Annotated in this window: 19 protein-coding genes; 17 read left to right on the forward strand and 2 right to left on the reverse strand. The window is 68.5% G+C overall.

Going from position 1 to position 24,268, the window contains the following annotated elements; genetic code table 11:
- Nucleotide 1: 1 nt before the first annotated feature.
- The 17 genes from rsmH (at nt 2) to ACK5F2_RS12575 (ending at nt 20,633) form a co-directional block, all read left to right on the forward strand.
- Nucleotides 2-976, forward strand: a complete 975-nt coding sequence (gene rsmH / locus ACK5F2_RS12495; RefSeq protein WP_409865076.1) for a 16S rRNA (cytosine(1402)-N(4))-methyltransferase RsmH — start codon at nt 2-4, stop codon at nt 974-976.
- A complete protein-coding gene (ftsL, locus tag ACK5F2_RS12500) occupies nt 973-1,266 on the forward strand; it encodes a cell division protein FtsL (RefSeq protein WP_409865078.1) in 294 nt (97 codons plus the stop codon). Before rsmH ends, ftsL begins: the two co-directional genes overlap by 4 nt.
- Entirely contained in the window at nt 1,263-3,062 is a 1,800-nt protein-coding gene (locus tag ACK5F2_RS12505) for a peptidoglycan D,D-transpeptidase FtsI family protein (protein ID WP_409865080.1), read from the forward strand. Before ftsL ends, ACK5F2_RS12505 begins: the two co-directional genes overlap by 4 nt.
- Entirely contained in the window at nt 3,062-4,552 is a 1,491-nt protein-coding gene (locus ACK5F2_RS12510) for a UDP-N-acetylmuramoyl-L-alanyl-D-glutamate--2,6-diaminopimelate ligase (protein ID WP_409865082.1), read from the forward strand. Before ACK5F2_RS12505 ends, ACK5F2_RS12510 begins: the two co-directional genes overlap by 1 nt.
- A 1-nt stretch (nt 4,553) precedes the next feature.
- A complete protein-coding gene (gene murF, locus ACK5F2_RS12515) occupies nt 4,554-6,008 on the forward strand; it encodes a UDP-N-acetylmuramoyl-tripeptide--D-alanyl-D-alanine ligase (RefSeq protein ID WP_409865083.1) in 1,455 nt (484 codons plus the stop codon).
- Nucleotides 5,998-7,176 carry a phospho-N-acetylmuramoyl-pentapeptide-transferase gene (gene mraY / locus ACK5F2_RS12520; RefSeq protein ID WP_409865085.1) on the forward strand — a complete coding sequence of 393 codons (1,179 nt, stop codon included), beginning with the start codon at nt 5,998-6,000 and terminating at the stop codon, nt 7,174-7,176. Before murF ends, mraY begins: the two co-directional genes overlap by 11 nt.
- A gap of 10 nt (nt 7,177-7,186) precedes the next feature.
- Nucleotides 7,187-8,959 (forward strand): UDP-N-acetylmuramoyl-L-alanine--D-glutamate ligase, encoded by a 1,773-nt coding sequence (murD, locus tag ACK5F2_RS12525; RefSeq protein ID WP_409865088.1) that lies wholly within the window; start codon nt 7,187-7,189, stop codon nt 8,957-8,959.
- Nucleotides 8,959-10,212, forward strand: coding sequence for a putative lipid II flippase FtsW (ftsW, locus tag ACK5F2_RS12530; protein ID WP_409865090.1), 1,254 nt, complete (start codon nt 8,959-8,961; stop codon nt 10,210-10,212). The genes murD and ftsW overlap by 1 nt, the downstream gene beginning before the upstream one ends.
- Nucleotides 10,209-11,300: an undecaprenyldiphospho-muramoylpentapeptide beta-N-acetylglucosaminyltransferase gene (gene murG / locus ACK5F2_RS12535; protein ID WP_409865093.1), complete on the forward strand. Its 1,092-nt coding sequence runs from the start codon at nt 10,209-10,211 to the stop codon at nt 11,298-11,300. Before ftsW ends, murG begins: the two co-directional genes overlap by 4 nt.
- An 82-nt stretch (nt 11,301-11,382) precedes the next feature.
- Nucleotides 11,383-12,774: a UDP-N-acetylmuramate--L-alanine ligase gene (gene murC / locus ACK5F2_RS12540; RefSeq protein WP_409865094.1), complete on the forward strand. Its 1,392-nt coding sequence runs from the start codon at nt 11,383-11,385 to the stop codon at nt 12,772-12,774.
- Nucleotides 12,771-13,745, forward strand: a complete 975-nt coding sequence (locus ACK5F2_RS12545) for a D-alanine--D-alanine ligase (RefSeq protein WP_409865096.1) — start codon at nt 12,771-12,773, stop codon at nt 13,743-13,745. Before murC ends, ACK5F2_RS12545 begins: the two co-directional genes overlap by 4 nt.
- 22 nt (nt 13,746-13,767) lie before the next feature.
- Nucleotides 13,768-14,601 carry a cell division protein FtsQ/DivIB gene (locus ACK5F2_RS12550; RefSeq protein WP_409865099.1) on the forward strand — a complete coding sequence of 278 codons (834 nt, stop codon included), beginning with the start codon at nt 13,768-13,770 and terminating at the stop codon, nt 14,599-14,601.
- Nucleotides 14,602-14,608: 7 nt separating this feature from the next.
- Entirely contained in the window at nt 14,609-15,838 is a 1,230-nt protein-coding gene (ftsA, locus tag ACK5F2_RS12555) for a cell division protein FtsA (RefSeq protein ID WP_133603251.1), read from the forward strand.
- A 119-nt stretch (nt 15,839-15,957) separates the two neighbouring features.
- Nucleotides 15,958-17,187, forward strand: a complete 1,230-nt coding sequence (gene ftsZ / locus ACK5F2_RS12560) for a cell division protein FtsZ (RefSeq protein WP_409865102.1) — start codon at nt 15,958-15,960, stop codon at nt 17,185-17,187.
- Between the two features lie 274 nt (nt 17,188-17,461).
- On the forward strand, nt 17,462-19,474 hold the full coding sequence (locus ACK5F2_RS12565; protein WP_409865105.1) for an ATP-binding protein: 2,013 nt from the start codon (nt 17,462-17,464) through the stop codon (nt 19,472-19,474).
- A gap of 17 nt (nt 19,475-19,491) precedes the next feature.
- Nucleotides 19,492-20,427: a UDP-3-O-acyl-N-acetylglucosamine deacetylase gene (gene lpxC / locus ACK5F2_RS12570; protein ID WP_409865108.1), complete on the forward strand. Its 936-nt coding sequence runs from the start codon at nt 19,492-19,494 to the stop codon at nt 20,425-20,427.
- Between the two features lie 20 nt (nt 20,428-20,447).
- A complete protein-coding gene (locus tag ACK5F2_RS12575; protein WP_133603247.1) occupies nt 20,448-20,633 on the forward strand; it encodes a hypothetical protein in 186 nt (61 codons plus the stop codon).
- A 16-nt stretch (nt 20,634-20,649) separates the two neighbouring features.
- Here ACK5F2_RS12575 and ACK5F2_RS12580 read toward each other — a convergent pair whose 3' ends face one another.
- A complete protein-coding gene (locus tag ACK5F2_RS12580; RefSeq protein WP_409865110.1) occupies nt 20,650-22,458 on the reverse strand; it encodes an ABC transporter ATP-binding protein in 1,809 nt (602 codons plus the stop codon).
- Nucleotides 22,445-24,244, reverse strand: coding sequence for an ABC transporter ATP-binding protein (locus ACK5F2_RS12585; RefSeq protein ID WP_409865113.1), 1,800 nt, complete (start codon nt 24,242-24,244; stop codon nt 22,445-22,447). Before ACK5F2_RS12585 ends, ACK5F2_RS12580 begins: the two co-directional genes overlap by 14 nt.
- Nucleotides 24,245-24,268 lie beyond the last annotated feature (24 nt).

Here is a 24,268-nt window from a genome sequence, read left to right on the forward strand (position 1 = left end):
CATGAGCACTCAAGACAACACCTCCTTCACCCACACCACGGTGCTGCTGCACGAGACCGTGGATGCCGTGCTGGCGCGCCCCGACGGTCTTTATGTGGACGGCACCTTCGGCCGCGGCGGTCATTCGCGCCTGCTGCTGCAGAAGCTCGGACCCGGTGGGCGGCTGATTGCCATCGACCGCGATCCCGAGGCCATCGCGGCCGCCACGACGGGGCAGACGCGGGTCACGGACCCGCGTTTTTCCATTTGCCACGCCCCCTTCGCCTCCATGCAGGAGGAGTTGGCACGCCTGGGCGTGAGCCAGGTGGATGGCGTGATGTTGGACCTGGGTGTGTCCAGCCCCCAGATCGACAACCCGGTGCGTGGTTTCAGCTTCCGCTTCAGCGGACCGCTGGACATGCGCATGGACACGACGCGCGGCGAGAGTGCTGCGGATTTCCTGGCCCGCGCCGATGAGCGCCAGATTGCGGAGGTCATACGCAACTATGGGGAAGAACGGTTTGCTGCACAGATTGCAAAGGCGCTTGTTGCTCGCCGGGAGAGCGGGAGTCCTGTTCGAAGCACCGACGAGCTTTCCAAAGTCGTGGCTGGCGCGGTCAAAACCCGCGAACCGGGCCAGGACCCTGCAACGCGCACATTTCAAGCGCTTCGGATTCACGTCAATGCCGAGCTTGAAGAGCTCGAGCAGGGGCTGAAGTCGGCCCTGGCCTTGCTGGCGCCGGGCGGGCGCCTGGCCGTGATCAGCTTCCACTCGCTGGAAGATCGCATCGTCAAGAACTTCATCGCGGCGCACAGCAAGGAGGTCTATGACCGTCGTGCGCCCTTTGCCGCGCCCAAGCCTCTGGCGCTGAAGGCGCTGGCGCGCATCAAGCCCAGCGAGGCCGAGGTGCGCGCCAATCCTCGTTCGCGTTCCGCCATCCTGCGCGTGGCCGAGCGCACGGATGCGCCCCTGGCTCAGGACGGAGCGGCGCGATGAGTCGCATCAACCTGCTGCTGCTCGTGGCCGTGCTGGTCAGCGGCATGGTGCTGATCCGCAGCGCCTATGACTCCCGACGCCTGTTCACCGAAGTGGACCGCGCGCGCGCCGAGGCCCAGCGCCTGGAGTCCGATCATCAGCGCCTGCTGGCCGAGCGCCACGCCCAGGCCACCAATCTGCGGGTGGAGCAGGTCGCGCGCGAGCGTCTGCACATGCGCGTGATCAATCCCGCCGTGACCCAGAGCGTGGACCTCGTGCGTCCCCAGGCGGCCTCGGGGGTGGCACGGTGAGCTGGTTCGGCGCCAAGGAGGGCAAGCAGGGCGGGGCGGCCTACCGCTCCGTCAGCGCGCGCAGCGTCAGCTATTCCAGCAGTCCCTTGCTGGCGTCCAAGACGCCGCCCTGGCGCTCGCGCCTGCTGGTGGCCTTGGTGGGCCTGGGCTTCATGGGCCTGCTGGGCCGCGCGGTCTATGTGCAGGTCATCGGCAACGACTTCTTCCAGCGTCAGGGTGAGGCGCGCTATGCCCACACCATGGAGCTGCCGGCCAGCCGTGGACGCATTGTCGATCGCAAGGGACAGGTGCTGGCCGCCAGCGTGGCCGTGCCCTCGATCTGGGCCATTCCCAAGGAGATGGATGCCAGCGACGAGCAGCGCCGCGAGCTGGCCAAGATCCTGGGCCTGAGCCGTCAGGAACTGGACAAGCGGCTGGACCCCAACTCCCGCTTCGTCTGGCTGCGTCGCCAGGCGGACGATGACACCGCCGCCCGCATCAAGGCGCTCAAGCTCAAGGGTGTGTTCCAGGATCGCGAGTACAAGCGCAAGTATCCCGAGGGCGAGGCCGCGGCTCATGTGGTGGGCTTCACCAATATCGAGGAGCGCGGCCAGGAGGGCATCGAGCTCGCCTTCCAGAAGGAGCTGCAGGGCCGTGACGGTTCGCGCCAGGTGGTGCGCGACCGCCTGGGGCGGGTGGTCGAGGACATGGGCGACAGCGTGCCGGCCGTCAACGGCCGCGACATCGGCCTCTCGGTCGATTCCAAGGTGCAGTTCTTTGCCTACCAGCGCATCCGCGATGCGGTGGCCGAGCACCGCGCCAAGGCCGGCTCGGTGGTGGTGCTGGATGTGCTGACCGGTGAGGTGCTGGCCCTGGCCAACTTCCCCAGCTACAACCCCGGTGACCGCCAGAACCTCAGCGGGGCCCAGCTGCGCAACCGTGCCCTGACCGATATCTTCGAGCCCGGCTCGACCATGAAGCCCTTCATCGCCGCCCTGGCGCTGGAGAGCGGCCGCGTCAAGTCCGACACCATCATCAATGTGGCGCCGCGCAGCATCCAGATCAGCGGCTGGTCACCCACCGATGTCCATCCCTATGGCGATCTGAGCGTGGCCCAGGTCATCCAGAAGTCCAGCAATATCGGCACCACCAAGCTGGCCATGCAGATGCAGCCGCGCGAGATGCACGATATGTTCACCGCCATCGGTCTGGGTCAGCGTCCGCAGCTGAACTTCCCCGGTGCAGTGACCGGCAAGCTGCGCCCTTACAAGAGCTGGCGGCCCATCGAGCAGGCCACCATGAGCTATGGCTACGGCCTCTCGGCCTCGCTGTTCCAGCTGGCCCGGGCCTACACGGTGTTTGCGCGCGATGGCGAGGTGATTCCCGCCACCCTGATGCGTCAGCCCGAGGGGCAGATCAGCCATGGCATCAAGGTCTTCTCGCCCCATGTGGCGCAGGACGTGCGCCAGATGCTGCAAATGGCGGCCGGTCCCGGCGGCACCGCGCCCCAGGCCATGGTGGCCGGCTACAGCGTGGGCGGCAAGTCCGGCACCGCGCACAAGCAGGAAGGTAAGGGCTACACCAACAAGTACCGCTCCTGGTTCGTGGGCCTGGCCCCCATCAGCAAGCCGCGCATCGTGGTCGCGGTGATGGTGGATGAGCCCAGCACCGGTGTGTATTACGGGGGCGCCGTGGCCGGCCCCGTGTTCAGCCAGGTGGTGGCCCAGTCCCTGCGCCTGCTCAATGTGCCTCCCGATCTGGATGTGAAGACCCAGATCATTGCCAAGAACATTCCCGCCGTGGAGGAGAGCTTCTGATGCCTCTCATGCGCCTGAAATCCCCCGAAGCCGCAGCCCGCTGGCTGCGCGAGTGGACCACCGGTACCCTGCGTACCGACAGCCGCCTGGTGGCGCCCGGTGATGCCTTCATCGCCTGGCCCGGCCATGCCCAGGACGGTCGCCGCTATGTGCAGGGCGCGCTGGACGCTGGCGCCGCCACCTGCCTGGTGGAGCTCGAGGGCGTGGAGGCCTATGGCTTCAACGACGGCCGCGTGGCCGCGCTGCCCGCGCTCAAGGCCGTGACCGGCCGCATTGCGGCCGAGTACTTCGAGCACCCGACGCGCGAACGCCTGCAGGTCATCGCCACCACCGGCACCAATGGCAAGACCAGCACCGCCTGGTGGACCGCCCAGCTGCTGAGCCTGCTGGGTCGGCGCTGCGGCGTGGTGGGGACGTTGGGCATTGGCGAGCCGCCGCTGCGCGACCGGGCTGCGCAGATCGAGTACACGGGTCTGACAACGCCTGACCCCGTGCAGCTGCAGGCGGGCTTTCGCCGCATGGCCGATGCCGGCTTTGCGGCCTGTGCCATCGAGGCCAGCTCCATCGGCATTGTCGAGCAGCGCCTGGCCGGCACCGAGATCAAGGTGGCCCTGTTCACCAATTTCACGCAGGACCACCTGGACTACCACGGCGATATGGACGCCTACTGGGACGCCAAGCGCCGCTTGTTCGACTGGCCCGGCCTGCAGGCCGCGGTGCTGAACCTGGACGACGCCAAGGGCGCGCCCCTTGCGGCCGAGCTGCAGGGCCGCCTGGATGTGTGGACCTATGCGGTGGACGGTGCGGCCCGGCTCTCGGCCCGCGGCCTCCACTACCAGGCCGGCGGCCTGTGCTTCGAGCTGCGCGAGGGCGAGCAGGCCCTGGCCGTGCGCACCGGCCTGATCGGTGAGTACAACGTGGCCAATCTGCTGGCCGTGATCGGCGGCCTGCGGGCGCTGGGCCTGCCGCTGGACGCCATCGTGGCAGCCGTGCCCGAGATCACGCCCGTGCCCGGCCGCATGCAGCGCGTGGGCGAGGGCCGGGGCCAGCCCCAGGCCGTGGTGGACTATGCCCACACGCCCGACGCACTGGAGAAGGCCCTGGCCGCGCGGCGCCCCCTGGCCGCAGCGCGGGGTGGCCGCCTGGTCTGCATCTTCGGCGGCGGCGGCAACCGCGATCCCGGCCAGCGTCCGCTGATGGGCGCCATCGCCGGCCGCCTGGCTGACCGCGTGATCCTCACCAGCGACAACCCGCGCCACGAGGCGCCGCAGGACATCCTGGCCCAGATCGCGGCCGGCGTGGGTGGGCCCTGCGAGCAGATCGAGGATCGCCAGGCCGCCATTGCCCAGGCGATTGCCCAGGCCGAGCCGGGCGATGTGCTGCTGATTGCCGGCAAGGGCCATGAGGACTATCAGGAGATCGCGGGCCTGCGCCGCCCCTTCTCCGACGTGGACCAGGCCCAGTCGGCCCTGGTCCTGAGGAAGGATTGAGATGAGTGCGCCCCTGATGACCCTGGCTCAGGCCCTGCACCTGCTGCAGACCCGCCTGCCCGAGGCGCGCCTGGTGGGCGAGGGCGCGGTGGAGATCGCGCGCGTGCACAGCGACACCCGCAGCCTGCGCCAGGGCGATCTCTTCGTGGCCCTGCGCGGCGAGCGCTTCGATGCGCACGACTTCCTGCCCCAGGCCGCCGCGGCCGGGGCGGTGGCCGTGATCGCCGAGCGCGGCATCGCGGCGGCCGGCCTCTCGGGCATCGAGGTGCCAGATGCCAAGCAGGCCCAGGGCCTGCTGGCCACGGCCTGGCGCGACCACTGCCATCTGCCCCTGATTGCCGTGACCGGCAGCAATGGCAAGACCACCGTGACCCAGATGATTGCCAGCATCCTGCGGGCCTGGCTGGGGCAGGGCGCGCTGGCCACCGAGGGCAATTACAACAACGAGATCGGTGTGCCCCTGACCCTGCTGCGCCTGCGCCAGGACGATGCGCTGTGGCACCGCGCTGCGGTGGTCGAGCTGGGCATGAACCATCCCGGCGAGATCGCGCCCCTGGCCGCCATGGCCCAGCCCACGGTGGCCCTGGTGAACAACGCTCAGCGCGAGCACCAGGAGTTCTTGCAGACCGTGGAAGCCGCCGCGCGCGAGAACGGTGCGGTGCTGGAAGCCCTGGGTCCGGCCGGCGTGGCGGTCTTTCCGGCTGACGATGCCTGCGCACCGATCTGGCAGCAGCAGGCTGGCGGCCGTGCCGTGCTGAGCTTCGCCCTGCAGGGCCAGGCCGATGTGACAGGTCATGCCCAGTGGGTCCAGGGCGAGGGCTCGGGCCACTGGGCGCTGGAGCTGCAGACGCCCGCGGGCAGTGCGCCGGTGGCTCTGCATGTGGCGGGCCTGCACAATGTGCGCAATGCCCTGGCCGCCGCCGCCTGCGCCCTGGCGGCCGGCGCGCCGCTGGCCGCCATCCGCCAGGGCCTGGAAGCCTTCGAGCCCGTCAAGGGCCGCAGCCAGCTCAAGAGCCTGCTGCGCGAGGGGCAGCGCATCACCCTGATCGACGACAGCTACAACGCCAACCCCGACAGCGTGCGCGCCGCCATCGATGTGCTGGCCGAGCTGCCGGGCGCTTCCTGGCTGATGCTGGGCGATATGGGCGAGGTGGGCGACCAGGGCCCCGCCTTCCACCGCGAGGTGGGCGCCTATGCCGCCTCGCGCGGCATCAGCAGCTTCTGGGCCGCTGGCTCGGCCTGCCGTGATGCCGCCGCAGCCTATGGCCGCAATGCCCGCCATTTCGAGGATGCCGCGGCCCTGATCGCCGCGCTGTCCGATCCGCAGGCGCCGCGCGCCCGCAACATCCTGGTCAAAGGTTCCCGCTTCATGCAGATGGAAAAGGTGGTCGCAGCCCTGCTGCAGACCGATGAGAGCAAGAACGCCCCGCTGCAAGGAGGCTCGCATGCTGCTTAGTCTGGCCCAGTGGCTGCTGGCCCAGTACCCGGACCTGGGCTGGCTGCGCATCTTCAACTACATCACCTTCCGCGCCGTGATGGCGGCCATGACGGCCCTGCTCATCGGCCTGGCCTTCGGCCCCTGGGTGATCCGCCGCCTGACCGAGATGAAGATCGGTCAGCCCATCCGCGAATACGGGGTGCAGCAGCATCTGTCCAAGAGCGGCACGCCCACCATGGGCGGGGTGCTGATCCTGATCGGCATCGCGGTGGCCACCCTGCTGTGGTTCGACTGGAGCAATCGCTTCGTCTGGGTGGTGATGCTGGTGACCATGGGCTTTGGCGCCATCGGCTGGGTGGATGACTGGCGCAAGGTGGTCAACAAGGACCCCGAGGGCATGCGCAGCCGCGAGAAGTTCTTCTGGCAGTCCCTGATCGGCCTGGTGGCGGCGCTCTACCTGGCCTTCTCGGTCTCGGAAACCAGCTTCCTGGGCGTGGTGGAGCTCTTCTACCGCTGGGTGAGCAGCGGCTTCTCCACCGAGCTGCCGCCCAAGGCCGACCTGATCGTGCCCTTCTTCAAGACGGTGAGCTATCCGCTGGGCGTGTTCGGCTTCATCGCCCTGAGCTACTTCGTGATCGTGGGCACCAGCAATGCGGTGAACTTCACCGACGGTCTGGACGGCCTGGCCATCATGCCCGTGGTCCTGGTGGGCTCGGCCCTGGGCATCTTTGCCTACCTGACCGGCTCCTCGGTCTATGCCAAGTACCTGCTGCTGCCCTATATCCCGGGCGCGGGCGAGCTGCTGATCTTCTGCGGAGCGCTGGCGGGGGCAGGTCTTGCTTTCTTGTGGTTCAACACCCATCCGGCCCAGGTCTTCATGGGCGATGTGGGCGCCCTGGCCCTGGGCGGTGCCCTGGGCACCATGGCCGTGATCACGCGCCAGGAGATCGTGCTGGGCATCATGGGCGGCGTCTTCGTAGCCGAGGTGCTCTCGGTGATGCTGCAGGTGAGCTGGTTCAAGTACACCAAGAAGAAGTACGGCGAGGGTCGCCGCATCTTCAAGATGGCGCCCCTGCACCACCACTTCGAGAAGTCGGGCTGGAAGGAGACCCAGGTGGTCGTGCGCTTCTGGATCATCACCATGCTGCTGTGCCTGGTGGGCCTGGCCAGCCTGAAGCTGCGCTGAGGTCGCCGACATGAAGCACTTGGCCGGCTTGCAAACGCTGATCCTGGGTCTGGGAGACTCGGGTCTGGCCATGGCCGCCTGGGTGGCGCGCCACGGCGGCCGCGTGCGCGTCTGGGACTCGCGCGAGAACCCGCCGCAGCGCTCAGCCCTGCGTGAGCGCCTGCCCGAGGCCGAGTTCCTGCATGGCGACTTGCCGGAGTCGGCCCTCTCTGGCGTGCAGCTGCTGCTCAAGAGCCCGGGCCTCTCGCCCCTGGACGCACGCCTGCAGCCCGTGCTGAATCTGGCTCGCAATACCGGCGTGCCGCTGCAGGGCGAGCTGGATCTGTTCGCCCGCGCCCTGGCCGATCTGAAAGCCGAGCGCGGCTACGCGCCCGCGGTGCTGGCCATCACCGGCACCAACGGCAAGACCACCACCACCTCGATGACGGCCCAGCTGGTGCAGCGCGCCGGCCGGCGCGTGGCCGTGGCCGGCAATATCGGCCCGACCTTGGGGGACACCCTGGCCGGGGCCGTGGATGGGGCGCGGGCGCCGCCGGTGGCGCCCGAAGCCGAGCCTGTGGCGAGCGCCGAGCCGGCGGAAGAAGCCGCCGAACCGGTGATCCAGCCCGACGCCGAAGCCCCGTCCGAGTCGCAGCCTGCTACAGAGTGTGAAGTGGCGCCCGAGCCCGCCCCCCCCAGCACCACGCTGGAAGAGGTGGCGGCCCTGCTGGACGAGCAGCCCCTGCCCATCAAGCCGCCGCCGCCCAAGCCGCCGGTCTTCGAACACCTGCCCGAGGTCTGGGTGCTGGAGCTGTCCAGCTTCCAGCTGGAGGGTGTGACGGGCTTCGAGCCCACGGCCGCCGCGGTGCTGAATCTGAGCCAGGACCATCTGGACTGGCATGGCGATATGGCCGCCTACGGCCGCGCCAAGGCCCGCATCTTCGGCGAGCAGGCGGTGATGGTGATCAACCGCGACGATGCCCTGGTCGAGGCCATGGTGCCGGCCCCCATCAAGGTGGCCCAGGGCCGCGGCCGGCCGCACAAGCTGGTGGCGCGCCAGGTCCTGCGCTTCGGCCTGGATGCGCCGCGCAATCCCGGCGACTACGGCCTGTTGGACGAGGGCGGCATGGCCTGGCTGGTGCGCGCCCGCGAGGCCGACGAGACCCAGCTCAAGCGCCGCAGGGGCGACGCGGAGCAAGAGGAGTTGTCCATACAGCGCCTGATGCCGGCCGATGCTTTGCGCGTGCGCGGCCGCCACAACGCCGCCAATGCCCTCGCGGCCCTGGCCCTGGCCAGCGCCGCGGGCTGCCCGCTGGCGCCCATGCTGCACGGCCTGCGCGAGTACCGCGGCGAGCCGCACCGCGTGGAGCATGTGGCCATGGTGCGCGGCGTGGACTTCTACGACGATTCCAAGGGCACCAATGTGGGGGCCACCGTGGCGGCCATCGGTGGCTTGGGGGCCGACCGTGCGCCCGCCAAGCTGGTGCTGATCCTGGGCGGCGACGGCAAGGGCCAGGACTTCTCGCCCCTGCGCGAGCCGCTGGCCCGCCATGCCCGCGCCGTGGCCCTGATCGGCCGCGATGCGCCGGCTATCGCCAGCGTGCTGCCCGAGGGCCTGCCGGCCCAGACGCATGAGAGCCTTGAGGCCGCCACGCGCTGGGCGCTGGAGCAAGCGCACAGCGGTGACAGCGTGCTGCTGAGCCCGGCCTGCGCCAGCCTGGACATGTTCCGCAACTACGCCCACCGCGCCGAGGTCTTTGTGGCCGAGGTCCAGGCCCTGGCCGACGAGGGAGGGCTGGCCTGATGAATGCGGTGCTGCAGACCCTGCGCGACCGCCTGGCTGGCCTGTTCCGCCGCGGCGAGAGCGGTGGCGAGGTGCCGGTGCGCGACTGGGTCAGCGTGTCCGCGGGCCAGCCCACGCGCCTGTCCAATTTCGATATCACCCTGGTCTGGGTGGTGCTGTGCCTGCTGGCCCTGGGCCTGCTGATGGTCTATTCGGCCTCCATCGCCCTGCCGGACAACCCCAAGTTCGCCAAGTACCTGCCCACGCATTTTCTGGTCCGTCATGTGGTGGCCATCAGCCTGGCCTTGCTGGCGGCCCTGGTGGTGGTGCAGGTGCCCGTGTCCGTGTGGGAGCGGGCAGCGCCCTGGTTCTTCGTGCTGGCCCTGGTGCTGCTCATCATTGTGCTGATCCCGGGCGTGGGCAAGGGCGTGAATGGCGCCCGCCGTTGGCTGCCCCTGGGGGTGATGAACTTCCAGCCCTCGGAGCTGGCCAAGCTGGCCATCGCCATGTATGCGGCCAGCTATATGGTGCGCAAGATGGACGTGAAGGAGAACTTCTTCCGCGCCGTCTGGCCCATGGTGGTGGCGCTGGGCGTGGTGGGCGTGCTGCTGCTGGCCGAGCCGGACATGGGTGCCTTCATGGTGATCGCGGCCATCGCCATGGGCATCCTCTTCCTGGGCGGTGTGAACGGCCGCATGTTCTTCCTGATCGTGGCGGTGCTGGTGGGGGCCTTTGTGCTGATGATCACCTTCAGCGAGTTCCGCCGCGAGCGCATCTTTGCCTACCTCAATCCCTGGGACGAGAAGTACGCCCAGGGCAAGGCCTACCAGCTGACGCACTCGCTGATCGCCTTTGGCCGCGGGGAGCTCTTCGGCCAGGGCCTGGGCGGCAGCGTGGAAAAACTGCACTACCTGCCCGAGGCCCATACCGACTTTCTGCTGGCCGTGATCGGCGAGGAGCTGGGGCTGGTGGGCGTGGCCATCGTCATCTGCGCCTTCTTCTGGCTCTCGCGCCGGCTCTTTCACATCGGCCGCCAGGCCGTGGCGCTGGACCGCGTATTCGCCGGCCTCTATGCCCAGGGCATCGGCATCTGGGTGGGCGGCCAGGCCTTCATCAATATGGGCGTGAACCTGGGGGCCCTGCCCACCAAGGGCCTGACCTTGCCGCTGATGAGCTTCGGCGGCTCGGCCATCCTGATGAACTGCATCGCGCTGGCCATCTGCCTGCGCATTGATATCGAGAACCGCCAGCTCATGCGGGGAGGTCGCGCGTGAGCACGAAGCATCTGGTCATCATGGCCGCCGGCACCGGCGGCCACCTCATTCCCGGCCTGGCGGTCGCGGAGGAAATGAAGCGTCGCGGCTGGAGCGTGTCCTGGGTGGGCACCGAGTCGGGCATGGAGAACAAGCTGGTGCCGCCCAGCGGCATCCCGCTGGACCGCCTGGCCTTTGCCGGCCTGCGCGGCAAGGGGCACGTGCACATGCTGCGCGGCCTGGTGGGCCTGGTGCGCGCCTTCATCCAGGCGCGCCAGGTCTTTGTGACGCGCAGCGCCGATGCGGTGCTGGGCATGGGCGGCTATGTCTGCTTCCCCGGCGGTCTGATGGCCTGGCTGATGCGCCGCCCCCTGATGCTGGTGAATGCCGACGCGGCCATGCTGATGTCCAACCAGGCGCTCAAGGGCATGGCGCGCAAGATCGCCTTCGGCTTTGACGGCTCGGCCGCGGCCTCCACGCCCAAGGCCGTGGTGACCGGCAATCCGGTGCGCGCCGAGATCGAAGCCCTGCCTCTGCCGGCCGAGCGCTATGCCGGCCGCACTGGCCCCTTGCGTTTGCTGGTGGTGGGGGGCTCCCTGGGGGCGCGGGCCATCAACGAGGTGATTCCCAAGATGCTGGCCCTGTGGCCGGATGCGGCGACCCGGCCCCAGGTGGTGCATCAGGCGGGTCAGGCGAACTTGAGCGCGGTGCAGGCGGCCTATCAGGTGGCCGGCATCAAGACCGGAGACGAGGTCCAGATCCTGCCCTTCATCGAGGATATGTCGGGCCAGCTGGCCGCGGCCGATCTGATCATCTGCCGCGCTGGCGCGGTGACGGTCAGCGAGCTCTGCGCCGCCGGCCTGCCCAGCGTGCTGGTGCCCCTGGTGGTGAGCACCACCAGCCACCAGCGCGACAACGCCCGCTTCATGGCCCAGCATGGCGCGGCCCTGCATCTGCCCCAGCCCGAGCTCAACCCCGAAGGTCTGCTGGCCCTGCTGCAGGGCCTGGACCGGAGCCAGCTGCAGGCCATGGGCGAGAAGGCCCGGGCCCTGGCCCGTCCGCGCGCCGCGGCCCGTGTGGCCGATGAAATCGAAGGAATGATGAAATGAGCCACGCAGCGCAGGGCCGCCCCAAGCAAGTGGCCATCCCCTTGGGGGATCGGCCGACGTACCCGTCGGACGAGGGGCAGACATGAAACACGCCGTCAAACACATCCACTTCGTAGGCATAGGCGGGGCCGGCATGAGCGGCATCGCCGAGATCCTGCACAACCTGGGCTACACGGTCTCGGGTTCGGACCAGGGCGCCAGCAGCACCACGGAGCGCCTGGCCTCGCTGGGCCTCAAGGTCTTCATCGGCCACGCGCCCGAGCACATTGCCGGCGCCCAGGCCGTGGTGACCTCCACCGCGGTCAAGACCGACAACCCCGAGGTGATCGCGGCGCGCGCCGCGCGCATCCCCGTGGTGCCGCGCGCCGTGATGCTGGCCGAGCTGATGCGCCTGAAGAACGGCATCGCGATCGCCGGCACCCATGGCAAGACCACCACCACCTCCCTGGTGACCTCGGTGCTGGCCGAGGCGGGCCTGGACCCCACCTTCGTGATCGGCGGCAAGCTCAATAGCGCGGGCGCCAATTCGCGTCTGGGGCAGGGCGACCACATCGTGGTGGAGGCCGATGAGAGCGATGCCTCCTTCCTGAACTTGCTGCCCATGATGGCCGTCGTCACCAATATCGACGCCGACCATATGGACACCTATGGTCATGACTTCGCGCGGCTGAAGCAGGCCTTTGTGGACTTTCTGCACCGCATGCCCTTCTACGGCGCGGCCGTGGTCTGTGGTGACGATCCGGGCGTGCATTCCATCATGCCCCTGATCTCGCGCCCGGTGATCAGCTATGGCTTCGCCGAAGACAATCTGGTACGCGCCGTGGATGTGCAGGCCCTGGCCGGCGGCCAGATGCGTTTCACCGCCCGCCGCCCCGGCCTGGCCGATCTCAAGATCACGCTCAATCTGCCCGGCGTCCACAATGTGCTGAATGCATTGGCGGCGATTGCCGTGGCGACCGAGCTGGAAGTCCCCGACGCCCCCATCGTGGCGGCCCTTGCCAAGTTCGACGGCGTGGGCCGGCGCTTCCAGCGCTATGGCGAGCTGCCGGCGGCCCAGGGCGGACACTTCACCCTGGTGGACGACTACGGCCACCACCCGGTGGAAATGGCGGCGGTGCTCTCGGCCGCGCGCGGCGCCTTCCCGGGCCGCCGCCTGGTGCTGGCCTTCCAGCCGCACCGCTACACCCGCACCCGCGACTGCTTCGAGGACTTCGTCAAGGTGATCTCCACGGCCGATGCCGTGCTGCTCACCGAGGTCTATGCCGCCGGCGAAGCGCCCATCGTGGCGGCCGACGGCCGCGCCCTGGCTCGGGCCCTGCGCGTGGCAGGCAAGGTGGAACCGCTCTTTGTAGAAGACGTGGCCAGCCTGCCGCGCACCATTGCCGAGCAGGCCCGCGACGGCGATGTGGTGATCGTGATGGGTGCCGGCTCCATTGGCGCGGTGCCGGCTGCCACCGTGGAGTTGCTGAAATGAAGCTCGATCTGAACATCGATCCCCAGGCCCTGGGCAAGGTGGCTGTGCTGATGGGCGGCAGCTCCGCCGAACGCGAGGTCTCGCTCACCATGTCCGGCCCCGGCGTGCTGGCCGCGCTGCGCCAGGAAGGCGTGGACGCCCATGCCTTCGACCCGGCCGAGCGCAGCCTGCAGGAGCTCAAGACCGAAGGCTTTGCGCGCTGCTTCATCGCCCTGCATGGCCGCGGTGGTGAGGACGGCACGGTCCAGGGTGCGCTGGAATGCCTGGGCATCCCCTACACCGGCTCCGGCGTGATGGCCTCCAGCATCGCCATGGACAAGATCACCACCAAGCGCGTCTGGCTCAGCGATCAGCTGCCTACGCCGCGCTGGGTGAGCTTGCGCAGCGATGCGCTGACGCGTGAGCGCGTGATCACGGTGCCGGACGAGCTGGGCCTGCCCGTTTTCGTCAAGCCGCCGCACGAGGGCTCCAGCATCGGCGCCAGCAAGGTGACGGGCTACTCCCAGATGCAGGCCGCCGTGGAGCTGGCCGCGCGCCACGACCGCGAGGTGCTGTGCGAGGAGTTCATCGAGGGCGAGGAGTTGACCTGCCCGGTGCTGGGCGAGGGCGACGCCGCCTTTGCCTTGCCGGTGGTGCGCATCCGCGCCCCCGAGGGCGACTACGACTACCAGAACAAGTACTTCACCGATGTCGTGAAGTACGACTGCCCCAGTGGCCTGGACCCGGCCCTGGAGCAGGAGGTCCAGGCCCTGGTGCTGCGTGCCTACCGCCTGCTGGGCTGCCGCGGCTGGGGCCGCGCCGACCTGATGCTGCGCAAGCGCGACAACAAGCCCTTCCTGCTGGAGATGAACACCTCGCCGGGCATGACCTCGCACTCCCTGGTGCCCATCTCGGCCGCTGCGGCGGGTATCTCCTACTCCAAGCTTTGCCTGTGGTTGCTGTCCCAGGCCCGCCTGGATCGGACTGCCTGAGGAACCAGGTCGCCGCCCCACCATGAACACGCCTGCCGCCGCCACCCCGCTGCCGCCCGACGTCCGCCTGATGAATGGCGTGACGGCGCTGCTGCTGGCCGGGTTGCTGCTGGCAGCCCTGGGTCTGGGCGTGCACAAGCTGATGCGCCTGCCAGCCTTCAATATCCGCCACATCCAGGTGGAGGGCGAGGTGGCGCGCAACAGTGTGGCCTCGCTGCGTGCCAATGCCTTGTCCCACCTGTCGGGCACCTTCCTCAGCATGAGCCTGCGCCAGACGCGGCAAGCCTTTGAGGATGTGCCCTGGGTGCGGCGCGCCGAGGTCCAGCGTGTCTGGCCCAACCGGCTCCGGGTCCGCCTGGAGGAGCACAAGCCGGCGGCCTACTGGGAAGAGAAGGCCGATGGCGCCGATGCGGGCAGCGAGGCCAGTGCCGGGCGCGCCCTGGTCAACAGCTTTGGCGAGGTCTTCGAGGCCAATCTGGGCGATGTGGAAGACGAGGACCTGCCCGTGCTGGCAGGCCCGGCCGGCAGCTCGGAGCGCATGCTCTCCATGTGGCGCCAGCTCCAGGCGAGCAGCGCCCATCTGGGACAGAGCGTGCAACGTCTTGACCTGTCCGGGCGCGGCTCATGGCGGCTCAGTCTGGATCAGGGGGCGGTGATTGAACTGGGGCGGGGCGAGGAGGCCGAGGTGGTGCAGCGCTATGCGCAGTTCGTGGCCACCCTGAGCCAGCTCACCTCACGATTCCAGACTCCGCTGCTGGCGGCCGACCTGCGCCATGCCGAGGGATATGCAGTGCGCCTGCGCGGAATATCGACGACGACACCGAGCCCGACCAAGGGGCCGGTCAAAAAACGCTGAGGGATTTATGGCCAAGGAATACAAGGATTTGGTCGTTGGGCTGGATATCGGCACCGCCAAGATCATGGCGGTGGTGGCCGAAGTCCTGGGCAACGGGGAATTGCGCATCGCCGGCCTGGGGGTGGCGCCCTCGCACGGGCTCAAGCGCGGTGTGGTGGTGAATATCGATGCCACCGTGCAGTCCATCCAGCAGGCTCTCAAAGAGGCCGAAATGATGGCCGACTGCAAGATTTCCCGGGTTTTCACCGGGATCACCGGCAGCCATATCCGCGGCCAGAACTCCACCGGCATGGTGATCGTGCGCGACAAGGAGGTCACGCCGGTGGATGTGGCGCGCGTGGTCGAAACCGCCAAGGCCATCAATATCCCCAATGACCAGCGCCTGCTTTTGGTTGAGCCGCAGGAATTCGTGATCGATGGGCATGAGGTCAAGGAACCCATCGGCATGAGCGGCGGGCGCCTGGAGGTCAAGGTCCATATCGTGACCGGCGCCCAAAGCGCGGCCGAAAACATCGTCAAATGCGTGCGCCGCTGCGGCCTGGAAGTGGATCAGCTGGTGCTCAATCCCAGCGCCTCCAGCGCCGCCGCCCTCACCGCCGACGAGCGCGACCTGGGCGTGGCCGTGGTCGATATCGGCGCCGGCACCACCGACGTGGCCATCTTCACCGGCGGCTCCATCCGCCATACCGCCGTCATTCCCATCGCCGGTGACCTCATCACCAGCGATATCGCCATGGCTCTGCGCACCCCGACCAAGGATGCCGAGGAGATCAAGGTCGAACACGGCGTGGCCAAGCAGCTGCTGGCCGATCCCGCCGATCAGGTGGAAGTGCCGGGTTTGGGCGACCGCGCGCCGCGCATGCTTTCAAAACAAGCACTTGCAGGAGTTATTGAACCCAGAGTCGAGGAAATCTTCTCGCTGGTTCATCAGGTAATTCGGGAAAGTGGCTATGAGGAACTGCTGTCCTCCGGAATTGTTTTGACCGGTGGCTCGGCGGTGATGCCGGGCATGGTGGAACTGGCCGAGGACATATTCCTCAAACCGGTGCGCCGCGGTAACCCGACCTATAGCGGGGCGCTCTTCGACATGGTTTCCAACCCGCGTTCGGCCACCGTCATGGGCCTGCTCGAAGAGGCCCGGCTCTCACGCACCCGGGGCTTGAAGGCGGCACAACAGGCAGGCTCGGTGAAAACCATTCTGGGGCGTGCCAAGGACTGGTTTTTGGGTAATTTCTGAGGCGCCTTGCGCGCACTGTGGCGTTGAGCCCGAAACATACGGGACGTAACGCAAAAAAAGGGGTCTTCCCTGTAGTTTTTAACGGCTGGCAACTGCACAATTGCTGAAGGAGGTATGCTATGGCGATCGAGATGATCGAGGAGTTTGATCAAGGTACCCAGATCAAGGTGATCGGGGTTGGTGGTGGCGGCGGCAACGCGGTTGACCACATGATTGCCCAAGGGGTGCAAGGCGTTGAATTCATCTGCGCCAATACCGACGCCCAAGCTCTGAATCGTTCCAAGGCCGACCAGCTGCTGCAGTTGGGCACCACCGGTCTGGGCGCTGGTGCCAAGCCCGAGATGGGCAAGGCCGCGGCCGAGGAGGCCGAAGCCCGCATCCGCGAATCCATCCAGGGCGCGAACATGCTCTTCATCACCGCCGGCATGGGCGGTGGCACCGGTACCGGCGCCGCCCCCGTGATTGCCCGCGTGGCCAAGGAGATGGGCATCCTGACCGTGGGCGTGGTGACCAAGCCCTTCGAATTCGAGGGCAACCGTCGCTCCAAGGCCGCCGATGCCGGCATGGCCGAGCTGGAAGCCAATGTCGACTCCCTGATCTTCGTGCTGAACTACAAGATGCTGGATGTGATGGGCGACGACGTCACCCAGGACCAGGCTTTCGCGCATGCCAACGACGTGCTGCGGAATGCCGTGGGTGGCATCTCCGACATCATCCACATGCCTGGCCTGGTGAACGTCGACTTCGAAGACGTCAAGACCGTGATGAGCGAACCCGGCAAGGCCATGATGGGCACGGCCGTGGCCGGTGGCCCGGATCGCGCCACCAAGGCGGCGGAAGCGGCCGTGGCCTGCCCGCTGCTGGAGGGTATCGATCTGTCGGGCGCGCGCGGCGTGCTGGTGCTGATCGCGGCCAATCGCAACACCTTCAAGCTGTCCGAGAGCCGCAACGCGATGAATGCCATCAAGCGTTACGCTTCGGAAGAGGCCCACATCATTTACGGCACGGCCTATGACGAGAGCCTGGGCGACCAGCTGCGCGTCACCGTGATCGCCACCGGTCTGGCCAGCCAGCGTGCCCGTGCCCAGGCTCCGCTGCAGGTGGTGCAGCCGGCCGCCCAGCTGCGCACCGGTACCGACAATCTGCCGGTGCTGAACCAGGCTGTGGCCATGTCTGCCGCTGCGACCACCGTTGGCGTGGCGGCGGCCGGTGGCAGCGACTTTGGCGGCATGAGCGTGCCCAGCGTCTGGCGCCATGGTCGCACCGCCGCGGCCAAGGTGGAGGCCCTGTCCTCCAACGGCATGGACGAGATCGAGATCCCGGCCTTCCTGCGCAAGCAGGCGGACTGAGGACCGAGCCGAGAACCGAGCCGGCGCGTCAAGCGCCGCTCGCTTCGACAAGCCCGGGGACTCGGCCAGCCGCTGACGGTTCCCAGGCCGGTCAAGCCCGTCGGGCAGCGATTCCTCCTTCTCGCTGCCGGACGGGCTTGTTGCATTTGTGCGCCGCTCGGTGCGCGGCACGATAGCCAGGGCGTCCCGACGCGGGCAGACTTCCGAGCGTCGGACCCCGCGCGGGTCGGGCCTCCATAACAACAGTTGAGCTCGGATGGGTCCGCAACCGCAATTGCTGTCACTGCCGCGTCTGTGTCTGCTCCTGCTTCTGGCTTTTTTCAGCTTCCTGGCTTGTGCCCAGGCACAGCGGCTGGGATTGCCCGAGGAGACGGCGCGCAATGCGGGCGAACGTGCGACCAGCGCTCAGCTGGCGGTCTCCGATTGGAGCCGTGACGATCTGCGCCACTGGTGGGCGGAGCTGCGCGCCATGGACGGCAGCCAAGGCGCCTTGCCCCCGGCCCTGCAGCCGCCGGTGGAGCCAGCGGCCTGGTCGCCCGTGAGGCTGCCCGACGTCAAGCAGCGCAGTGCCAGCGGCGGTCGTCTGGAGGACGAGTCGCGGTTCCAGATGCGCTGGTACCGCTTCAGCTATATGCCACCCGAGGGGCGCTGGCCCACCAGCGTGGCGCTCTATATGCCTCGGGTGGTGGGCATGGCCGCCGCAGTGCTGGTGCGCACCGAGGAGGGCTGGCGCCCTGTCTTTGACAACCAGAGCGGCGCCCGGGAGCAGTGGGTGCGTCCGCTGTGGGCCGTGTTCCCCGGCGCCTTCACCGAGAAGCAGGGCGCTCGCGCCATCGAGGTCATCGTGGCGGTGCCGGTGCTGGAGGGCAGCTTCTTCTCCGTGTCCACGGCCTGGCTGGGCGCGCGCGAGGACCTGGAGCCGCTGCACGATGCGCGCTGGGCGCTGCAGATCGGTGTGCCTCAGGCCACGGGCATGCTGCTGGTGGTGCTGGGCCTGTTTGCCTTCACGCTCTGGCTGCAGCGGCGCGAGGAGCCCGCCTATCTGCTCTTTGCGCTGGCGGCCGTGGCCTGGCTGGTGCGCAATCTGCATTACCACGTGGATCTGCCCAGCACCCGCCTGGGCCTGGAGTGGTTCTGGTGGCTGACCCATGCTTCCATGTCCTGGGTCATGCTGCTCACCTTTGTATTTGCCCTGCGCTTTGCCAGACGGGGGGCGCCGCGCTTCGAGCGTCTGATGGCCGGCTTCGTGCTCCTCAGCAGCGCGTTGACCATGCCGGTGGTCGTGGACTTTCTCGATCCCTTGGTGCTGCAGCATATGGTGAATGCGCTGGTGGGCACCGTGGGCACGGCCTTCGTCACCCTGGTGGCCCTGCGTGATGGCAGTCGCGAATTGCGCCTGATCGCGGCGGCCCTGGCCCTGGGGCTGCTGCTGGGCATCCATGACCTGGGCCTGCTGGCTGGCTGGGGCTGGAGCGAGCACATCTACCTGATGCCCTTTGCCACCCTGGTGATCGTGGGCAGCTTTCTCTATGCGGTGCAGCAGCGCTTTCTGGGTGCGCTGCGCCAGGTCGAGCATGCCAATGACCAACTGGCCCAGCGTCTGGCGGAGCAGGGGGCCCAGCTGCAGACTCAGCATGAGCGTCTGTCCGAGGCCGAGCGTCAGCAGGCCCTGCTGCTGGAGCGTCAGCGTCTGATGCAGGACATGCACGATGGCCTGGGCAGCTCCCTGCTCTCGGCCATGGTGGCGGTGGAGCAGGGCTCCATGCAGCAGGAGCAGGTGGTGGCGGTACTTCGTGAGTGCGTGGACGACTTGCGCCTGGTGATCGACTCGCTGGAACCCGTGGGCCATGATCTGGTGTCCCTGCTGGCCACCATGCGCTACCGCCTGGGCAAGCGCCTGCAGGCCGGCGGTCTGATGCTGGAGTGGGATGTGCAGGACCTGCCGCCTCTGGAGTGGCTGGAGCCGCCCGATGCCCTGCATGTGCTGCGCCTGCTGCAGGAGGCGCTGAACAATGTGCTCAAGCATGCGCGCGCCTCGCGGGTGCGCATTGCTACACGGGATCTGGGCAGCAAGGTCGAGATCCGCGTGGAGGACGATGGCCAGGGCTTTGATCTTGAGACCGCCCAGAAGGGCCGCGGCCTGCGCAGCCAGCAAAAGCGCGCCCAGCGTCTGGGCGGCAGCGTGCATGTGGACAGCCGCCCCGGGCATGGCACCCAGCTGAGCCTGAGGCTGCCGGTGCGGCGGCGCCCGCCCGCGGAAAGCCCGCGCCAGCAAACATCAGGGTAATCACCGACAATAGGCCCATGCTGCAACAGAGAACCCTCAAGTCGCTGACTCGTGCCGTCGGCGTGGGCATTCACAGCGGCCAGAAGGTCGAGATGACCCTGCGCCCGGCCGCACCCGATACCGGCATCGTCTTCCGTCGCGTGGACCTCAACACGCCGGTGGACATCCCGGTGCGTGCCGACACCGTGTGCGACACCCGCATGGCCACGACGGTCAGCCCCGGTGGCGACCCCGGTGCGCCCAAGGTGCAGACCATCGAGCATCTGCTCTCCGCCTGCGCCGGCCTTGGCATTGACAATCTCTATGTGGACATCAGCGCCGACGAGGTCCCCATCCTCGACGGCTCTGCCGCCAGCTACGTCTACCTGCTGCAAAGCGCCGGCATCGAGCTGCAGAGGGCGCCCAAGAAGTTTCTGCGCGTGAAGAAGACGGTGGAAGTGCGCCAGGGCGAGGGCAAGCGCCTGATGTGGGCCCGCCTGGAGCCCCACCATGGCTACACCCTGAGCTTCCAGATCGAGTTCGACAACCCTGCGGTGGCGGCCACCGGCCAGCACTTTGTCTTTGACATGGGCTCGGGCCAGTACAAGAAGCAGATCGCCCGTGCCCGCACCTTCGGCATGACCAGCGATATCGAGCTGATGCGCAGCCGCGGCCTGACCCTGGGCGGTTCCATGGACAATGCCATCGTGGTGGACGACTACCGCGTGCTCAACGCCGACGGCTTGCGCTACGACGACGAGTTCGTGAAGCACAAGATCCTGGATGCCATCGGCGATATGCATGTGGCGGGCCATCCCCTGCTGGCGGCCTACACCTCCTTCAAGGGCGGTCACGCCCTGAACAACAAGTTGCTGCGCGCCCTGCTGGCCGATAGCGAGGCCTGGGAGATCGTCAGCTTCGAGGACGAGAAACAGGCCCCCGCCGGCTTTGCGGAGCTGGCACCCGCCTGGTAGGCACGGCGATACTGCACGCCATGCTGATCTTCCGTCTCGTCGTGGGCCTGCTGCTGTTCGCAGGCATTCTCTGCTTTGCGATGTATATCGCCACACGCCAGCCCCAGTGGCTGCGCCGCGGCATCCTGATCGTCAAGTGGACGGTGCTGGCGGGCCTGGGCTTTTTTGCGGTGCTGATCCTGGAGCGGCTGGCGCTCATGCTCTGAGCGCTGGCGTGCCGGCTCAGCGCTCCTCGGCCCCGCCCTCCACATCCAGGGCCTGCAGCTGCACCAGGCGCTGGTAGATGCCGCCCTCGTGCGCCATCAGGGACTCGTGCGTGCCCAGCTCGGCCAGATGGCCGTGGTTGAGCACCACGATCTGGTCGGCCGCGCGTATGGTGGAGAGCCGGTGCGCGATGGCCACCACCGTGACCCGGCCGCGCAGGGTCTCCAGGGCTTCGCTGATCACGCGCTCGGTGGCGCTGTCGATGTTGGAGGTAGCCTCGTCCAGGAAGAGCACGGTGGGCGCTCCGGCCAGGGCGCGCGCCATGGCGATCAGCTGCTTCTGGCCGGTGGACACGCGCGCGCCGCCCTCGCCCAGCGGCGTGTCATAGCCCTGGGGCAGGGCCTCGATGAACTCGTGCACGCGCGCGGCGCGGGCCGCCGCGATCAGCTCGCCCTCAGGAATGGGGCGGCCCATGGCGATGTTCTCGCGCGCGCTGGCGGCCAGCAGATAGGGCTCCTGCGGCACCAGGCCCACGCGCTCGCGAAACACCGTGTCCGGGATGCGCGCCAGCGGGTGCGCGTCGATCTCGATGCTCCCGCTCTGCGGCGCAGAGAAGCGCAGCAGCAGGGACAGCAGGGTGGACTTGCCGCTGCCCGTGTGGCCCACGATGCCCACAAAGCTGCCGGCCGGGAAGTCCAGGTTCAGATCGTGCAGAACCGGCCGGGCGGGGTCGTAGCCAAAGCTCAGCGAGGCGATGCGGATATGGCCGTGCTCGATGCGTCGCTGGGCGTCGGACTCCAGCACGCTCTCATGCTCCTGCAGCAGGCTGCGCACCCGCGCCGCTGCCACCATGGCCTGCTGCAGCTGGCCGAACTGCAGGGTGATCTGGATCAGCGGTTCCACCACGCGGGCGATATAGCCCAGGAAGGCGTAGAGCAGGCCCACCTCCACGGCCGCCAGTGCCACGCCACCCGCGCTCGCCTGGCGCTGGCCGAAGCCCCAGACCAGGCCCACCACCAGCAGCACATTCAGCAGATCCAGGGCCGGGCGCAGCAGCCAGGCATTGGCGCGCAGCTCGTCCATGCGGGCCTTGAGCTGGCGGTTGTTGGTCTGGGCGAAGCGCGCCGCAAAGCGCGTGGCCGCGCCGGCCGCCTGCAGCACGGCCATGCCGGCCACGCTCTCGGCCATCTGGGCATTGATGTCGCTGCGCAGCTGGCGCGAGCGCGCCACCGCCGCACCCGAGAAGCGCTGGTAGAGCCAGATGATGAGCAGCATGGCCGGCACCAGGGTGGCCACGATCAGCATCAGGCGCCAGTCCAGCCAGGCCATGGCGATCATGGAGCCCAGCACCACGATGCTGGAATCCAGCATCACATAGAGCACCTGGCGGTAGAGCTGGTTCACCGCCTCGGTGTCATTGGTCACGCGGCTGACCAGCTGGCCGGTGATGGCCTTGTCGAAGAAGGCCATGGGCAGGTTGAGCACATGGGCGTAGACGCGCTCGCGCAGGCGCAGCACCGAGCGCCGCGCAATGCCCGCCATGCGCGCCAGCTGGCCGTAACGTATCCAGCTGGCCACCCAGCCCGAGAGCAGCAGGGCCAGCAACAGGCCGCCCATGGCCCCCAGATCCAGCTGGCGCGGCAGCAGATAGTGGTCGATGAAGTACTTGCCGATGATGGGGCCCAAGGCCTCCAGGCCCGCGGCCAGGACCAGCCACAGCACGCCACGCAGCAGCTGGGGGCGCTCGCCCCGGGCCGATTCCAGCAGCAGGCCCACCGCACGCCAGGGCTTCTCCTGGTCCGGCTTCTCGTTCTCAGGCCGCGTCAAGGCTGGCCTCCAGTTGTTGATAGCGCCACTGCGTGGCATACCAGCCGGCGGCGGCCAGCAGGCTCTCGTGCGTGCCGCGCTCGGCCACATGGCCCTGGCGCAGCACCAGGATCTGGTCGGCCTCCATCACGGCCGAGAGCCGGTGGCTGACGATGATGACGCAGCGCTCCGGCCGTTCGCGGCGCAGGGCACGCAGATGCGCCAGGATCTGGGTCTCGGTGCCGGTGTCCACGGCCGAGAGCGCATCGTCCAGCAGCAGGATGGGCGCCTCGCTGAGCAGGGCGCGGGCAATGGCCACGCGCTGGCGCTGGCCGCCCGAGAGCGTCACGCCGCGCTCGCCCACCACGGTCTCGTAGCCCTGGGGCAGGCGCAGGATGTCCTCGTGCACCGCGGCCAGACGGGCGGCCTGCTCGATCTGCTCGCGCGTGGCTCCGGGCCGGGCCAGGGCAATGTTCTCGGCCACCGAGGCCGAGAACAGGAAGGGCTCCTGCGGCACCCAGGCGATGGCGGCGCGCAAGGCCTCCAGCCGGTATTCGGGCAAGACCCGACCCCCGAGACTGATGTGGCCCGCATCGGGCTCGTGCTGGCGCAGCAGCAGGCGCAGCAGGCTGGACTTGCCCGCGCCCGTGGGCCCCACCAGGCCCAGGGTCTGGCCCGGCGCCAGGCTCAGGCTCACGCCGGCCAGGGCGGCGCGGGCCGGTTTGGCCGGTTTGGCGGGATCGCTCTCGCCCTCGGCGGGCGCGGTGGGCGGGTAGCTGAAGCCCACCTCCTCCAGCACCAGGGCGCCGGGGGGCTGGGGCAGCTCGGCGCGGCCGGCGTCATCCAGGGTCAGGGGCGCGGCCAGCACCGGGCCCAGACGGCCCCAGGCGGCGCGCCCGCGCTCCAGCAGGGACAGCACCCAGCCCGCGGCGAACATGGGCCAGATCAGCTGGCCCAGATACATGGTGAAGGCCGTCAGTTGGCCGATGCTCAGCTCCTCGCTGGCCACCAGCCAGCCGCCCAGGCCCAGGGCGATGGTCATGGCGGCGGTCAGGCTCATGCCCACGGCGGGTTCGTAGGCGGCCTCCCAGCGCTGTGCCTGGTAGCTGGCCTCGCCCGCGCTGTCGGCCAGGCTGGCGAACTGCGCGCTGCTGCGCGGCAGCAGGCCCAGGGCGCGCAGCGTGCGCACGCCGGCCAGGCCCTCCTGCACATGCTGGTTCATCAGCGAGAAACGGTCCAGAGAGCTCTTCCAGGCCTGGTGCACGCGCTCCGAGATGAACCAGAAGGCCAGGGCCATCAGGGGAAAGGGCAGCAGGGCGGCCAGGCCCAGGCGCCAGTCCACGCCCAGGGTCATCATCGAGAGCACCAGCAGCAGGGTGAGGGTGCCGTCAAAGGCGGCCAGCAAGGCCTCGCCCGCGGCCAGCTCCACGGCATCCACATCATTGGTGGCCAGGGCCATCAGATCGCCGGTGCGCTTGGCCTGGAAGAAGCTTGGGCCCTGCAGGCTCAGGCGCTCATAGAGCTGCAAGCGCAGCTGACGGCCCAGCTTGTAGGCCGCGCCAAAGAGGGCGATGCGCCAGCCCACCCGCATCAGAGAGATGGCCGCCCCCGCACCCACCAGCAGGCCCAGCTCGCCCAGCAAGTCCTGACCCTGCAGGCGTCCGGCCACCAGGCCGTCCACCACCGCGCCCACCTGGCGCGGGATCCAGACCGTGAGCACCGCGATGCCGGCCAGCATCAGGGCCGAGGCAAGATAGGCGGGCCAGTGCCGGCGCACAAAGCCGGCGATCAGCTGGGTCAGGGTCATGGGGTGGCGGGGCTCGGGGAGCGC

The sequence above is a fragment of the Roseateles sp. genome, assembly GCF_046300915.1.
GTDB lineage: Bacteria > Pseudomonadota > Gammaproteobacteria > Burkholderiales > Burkholderiaceae_C > Kinneretia.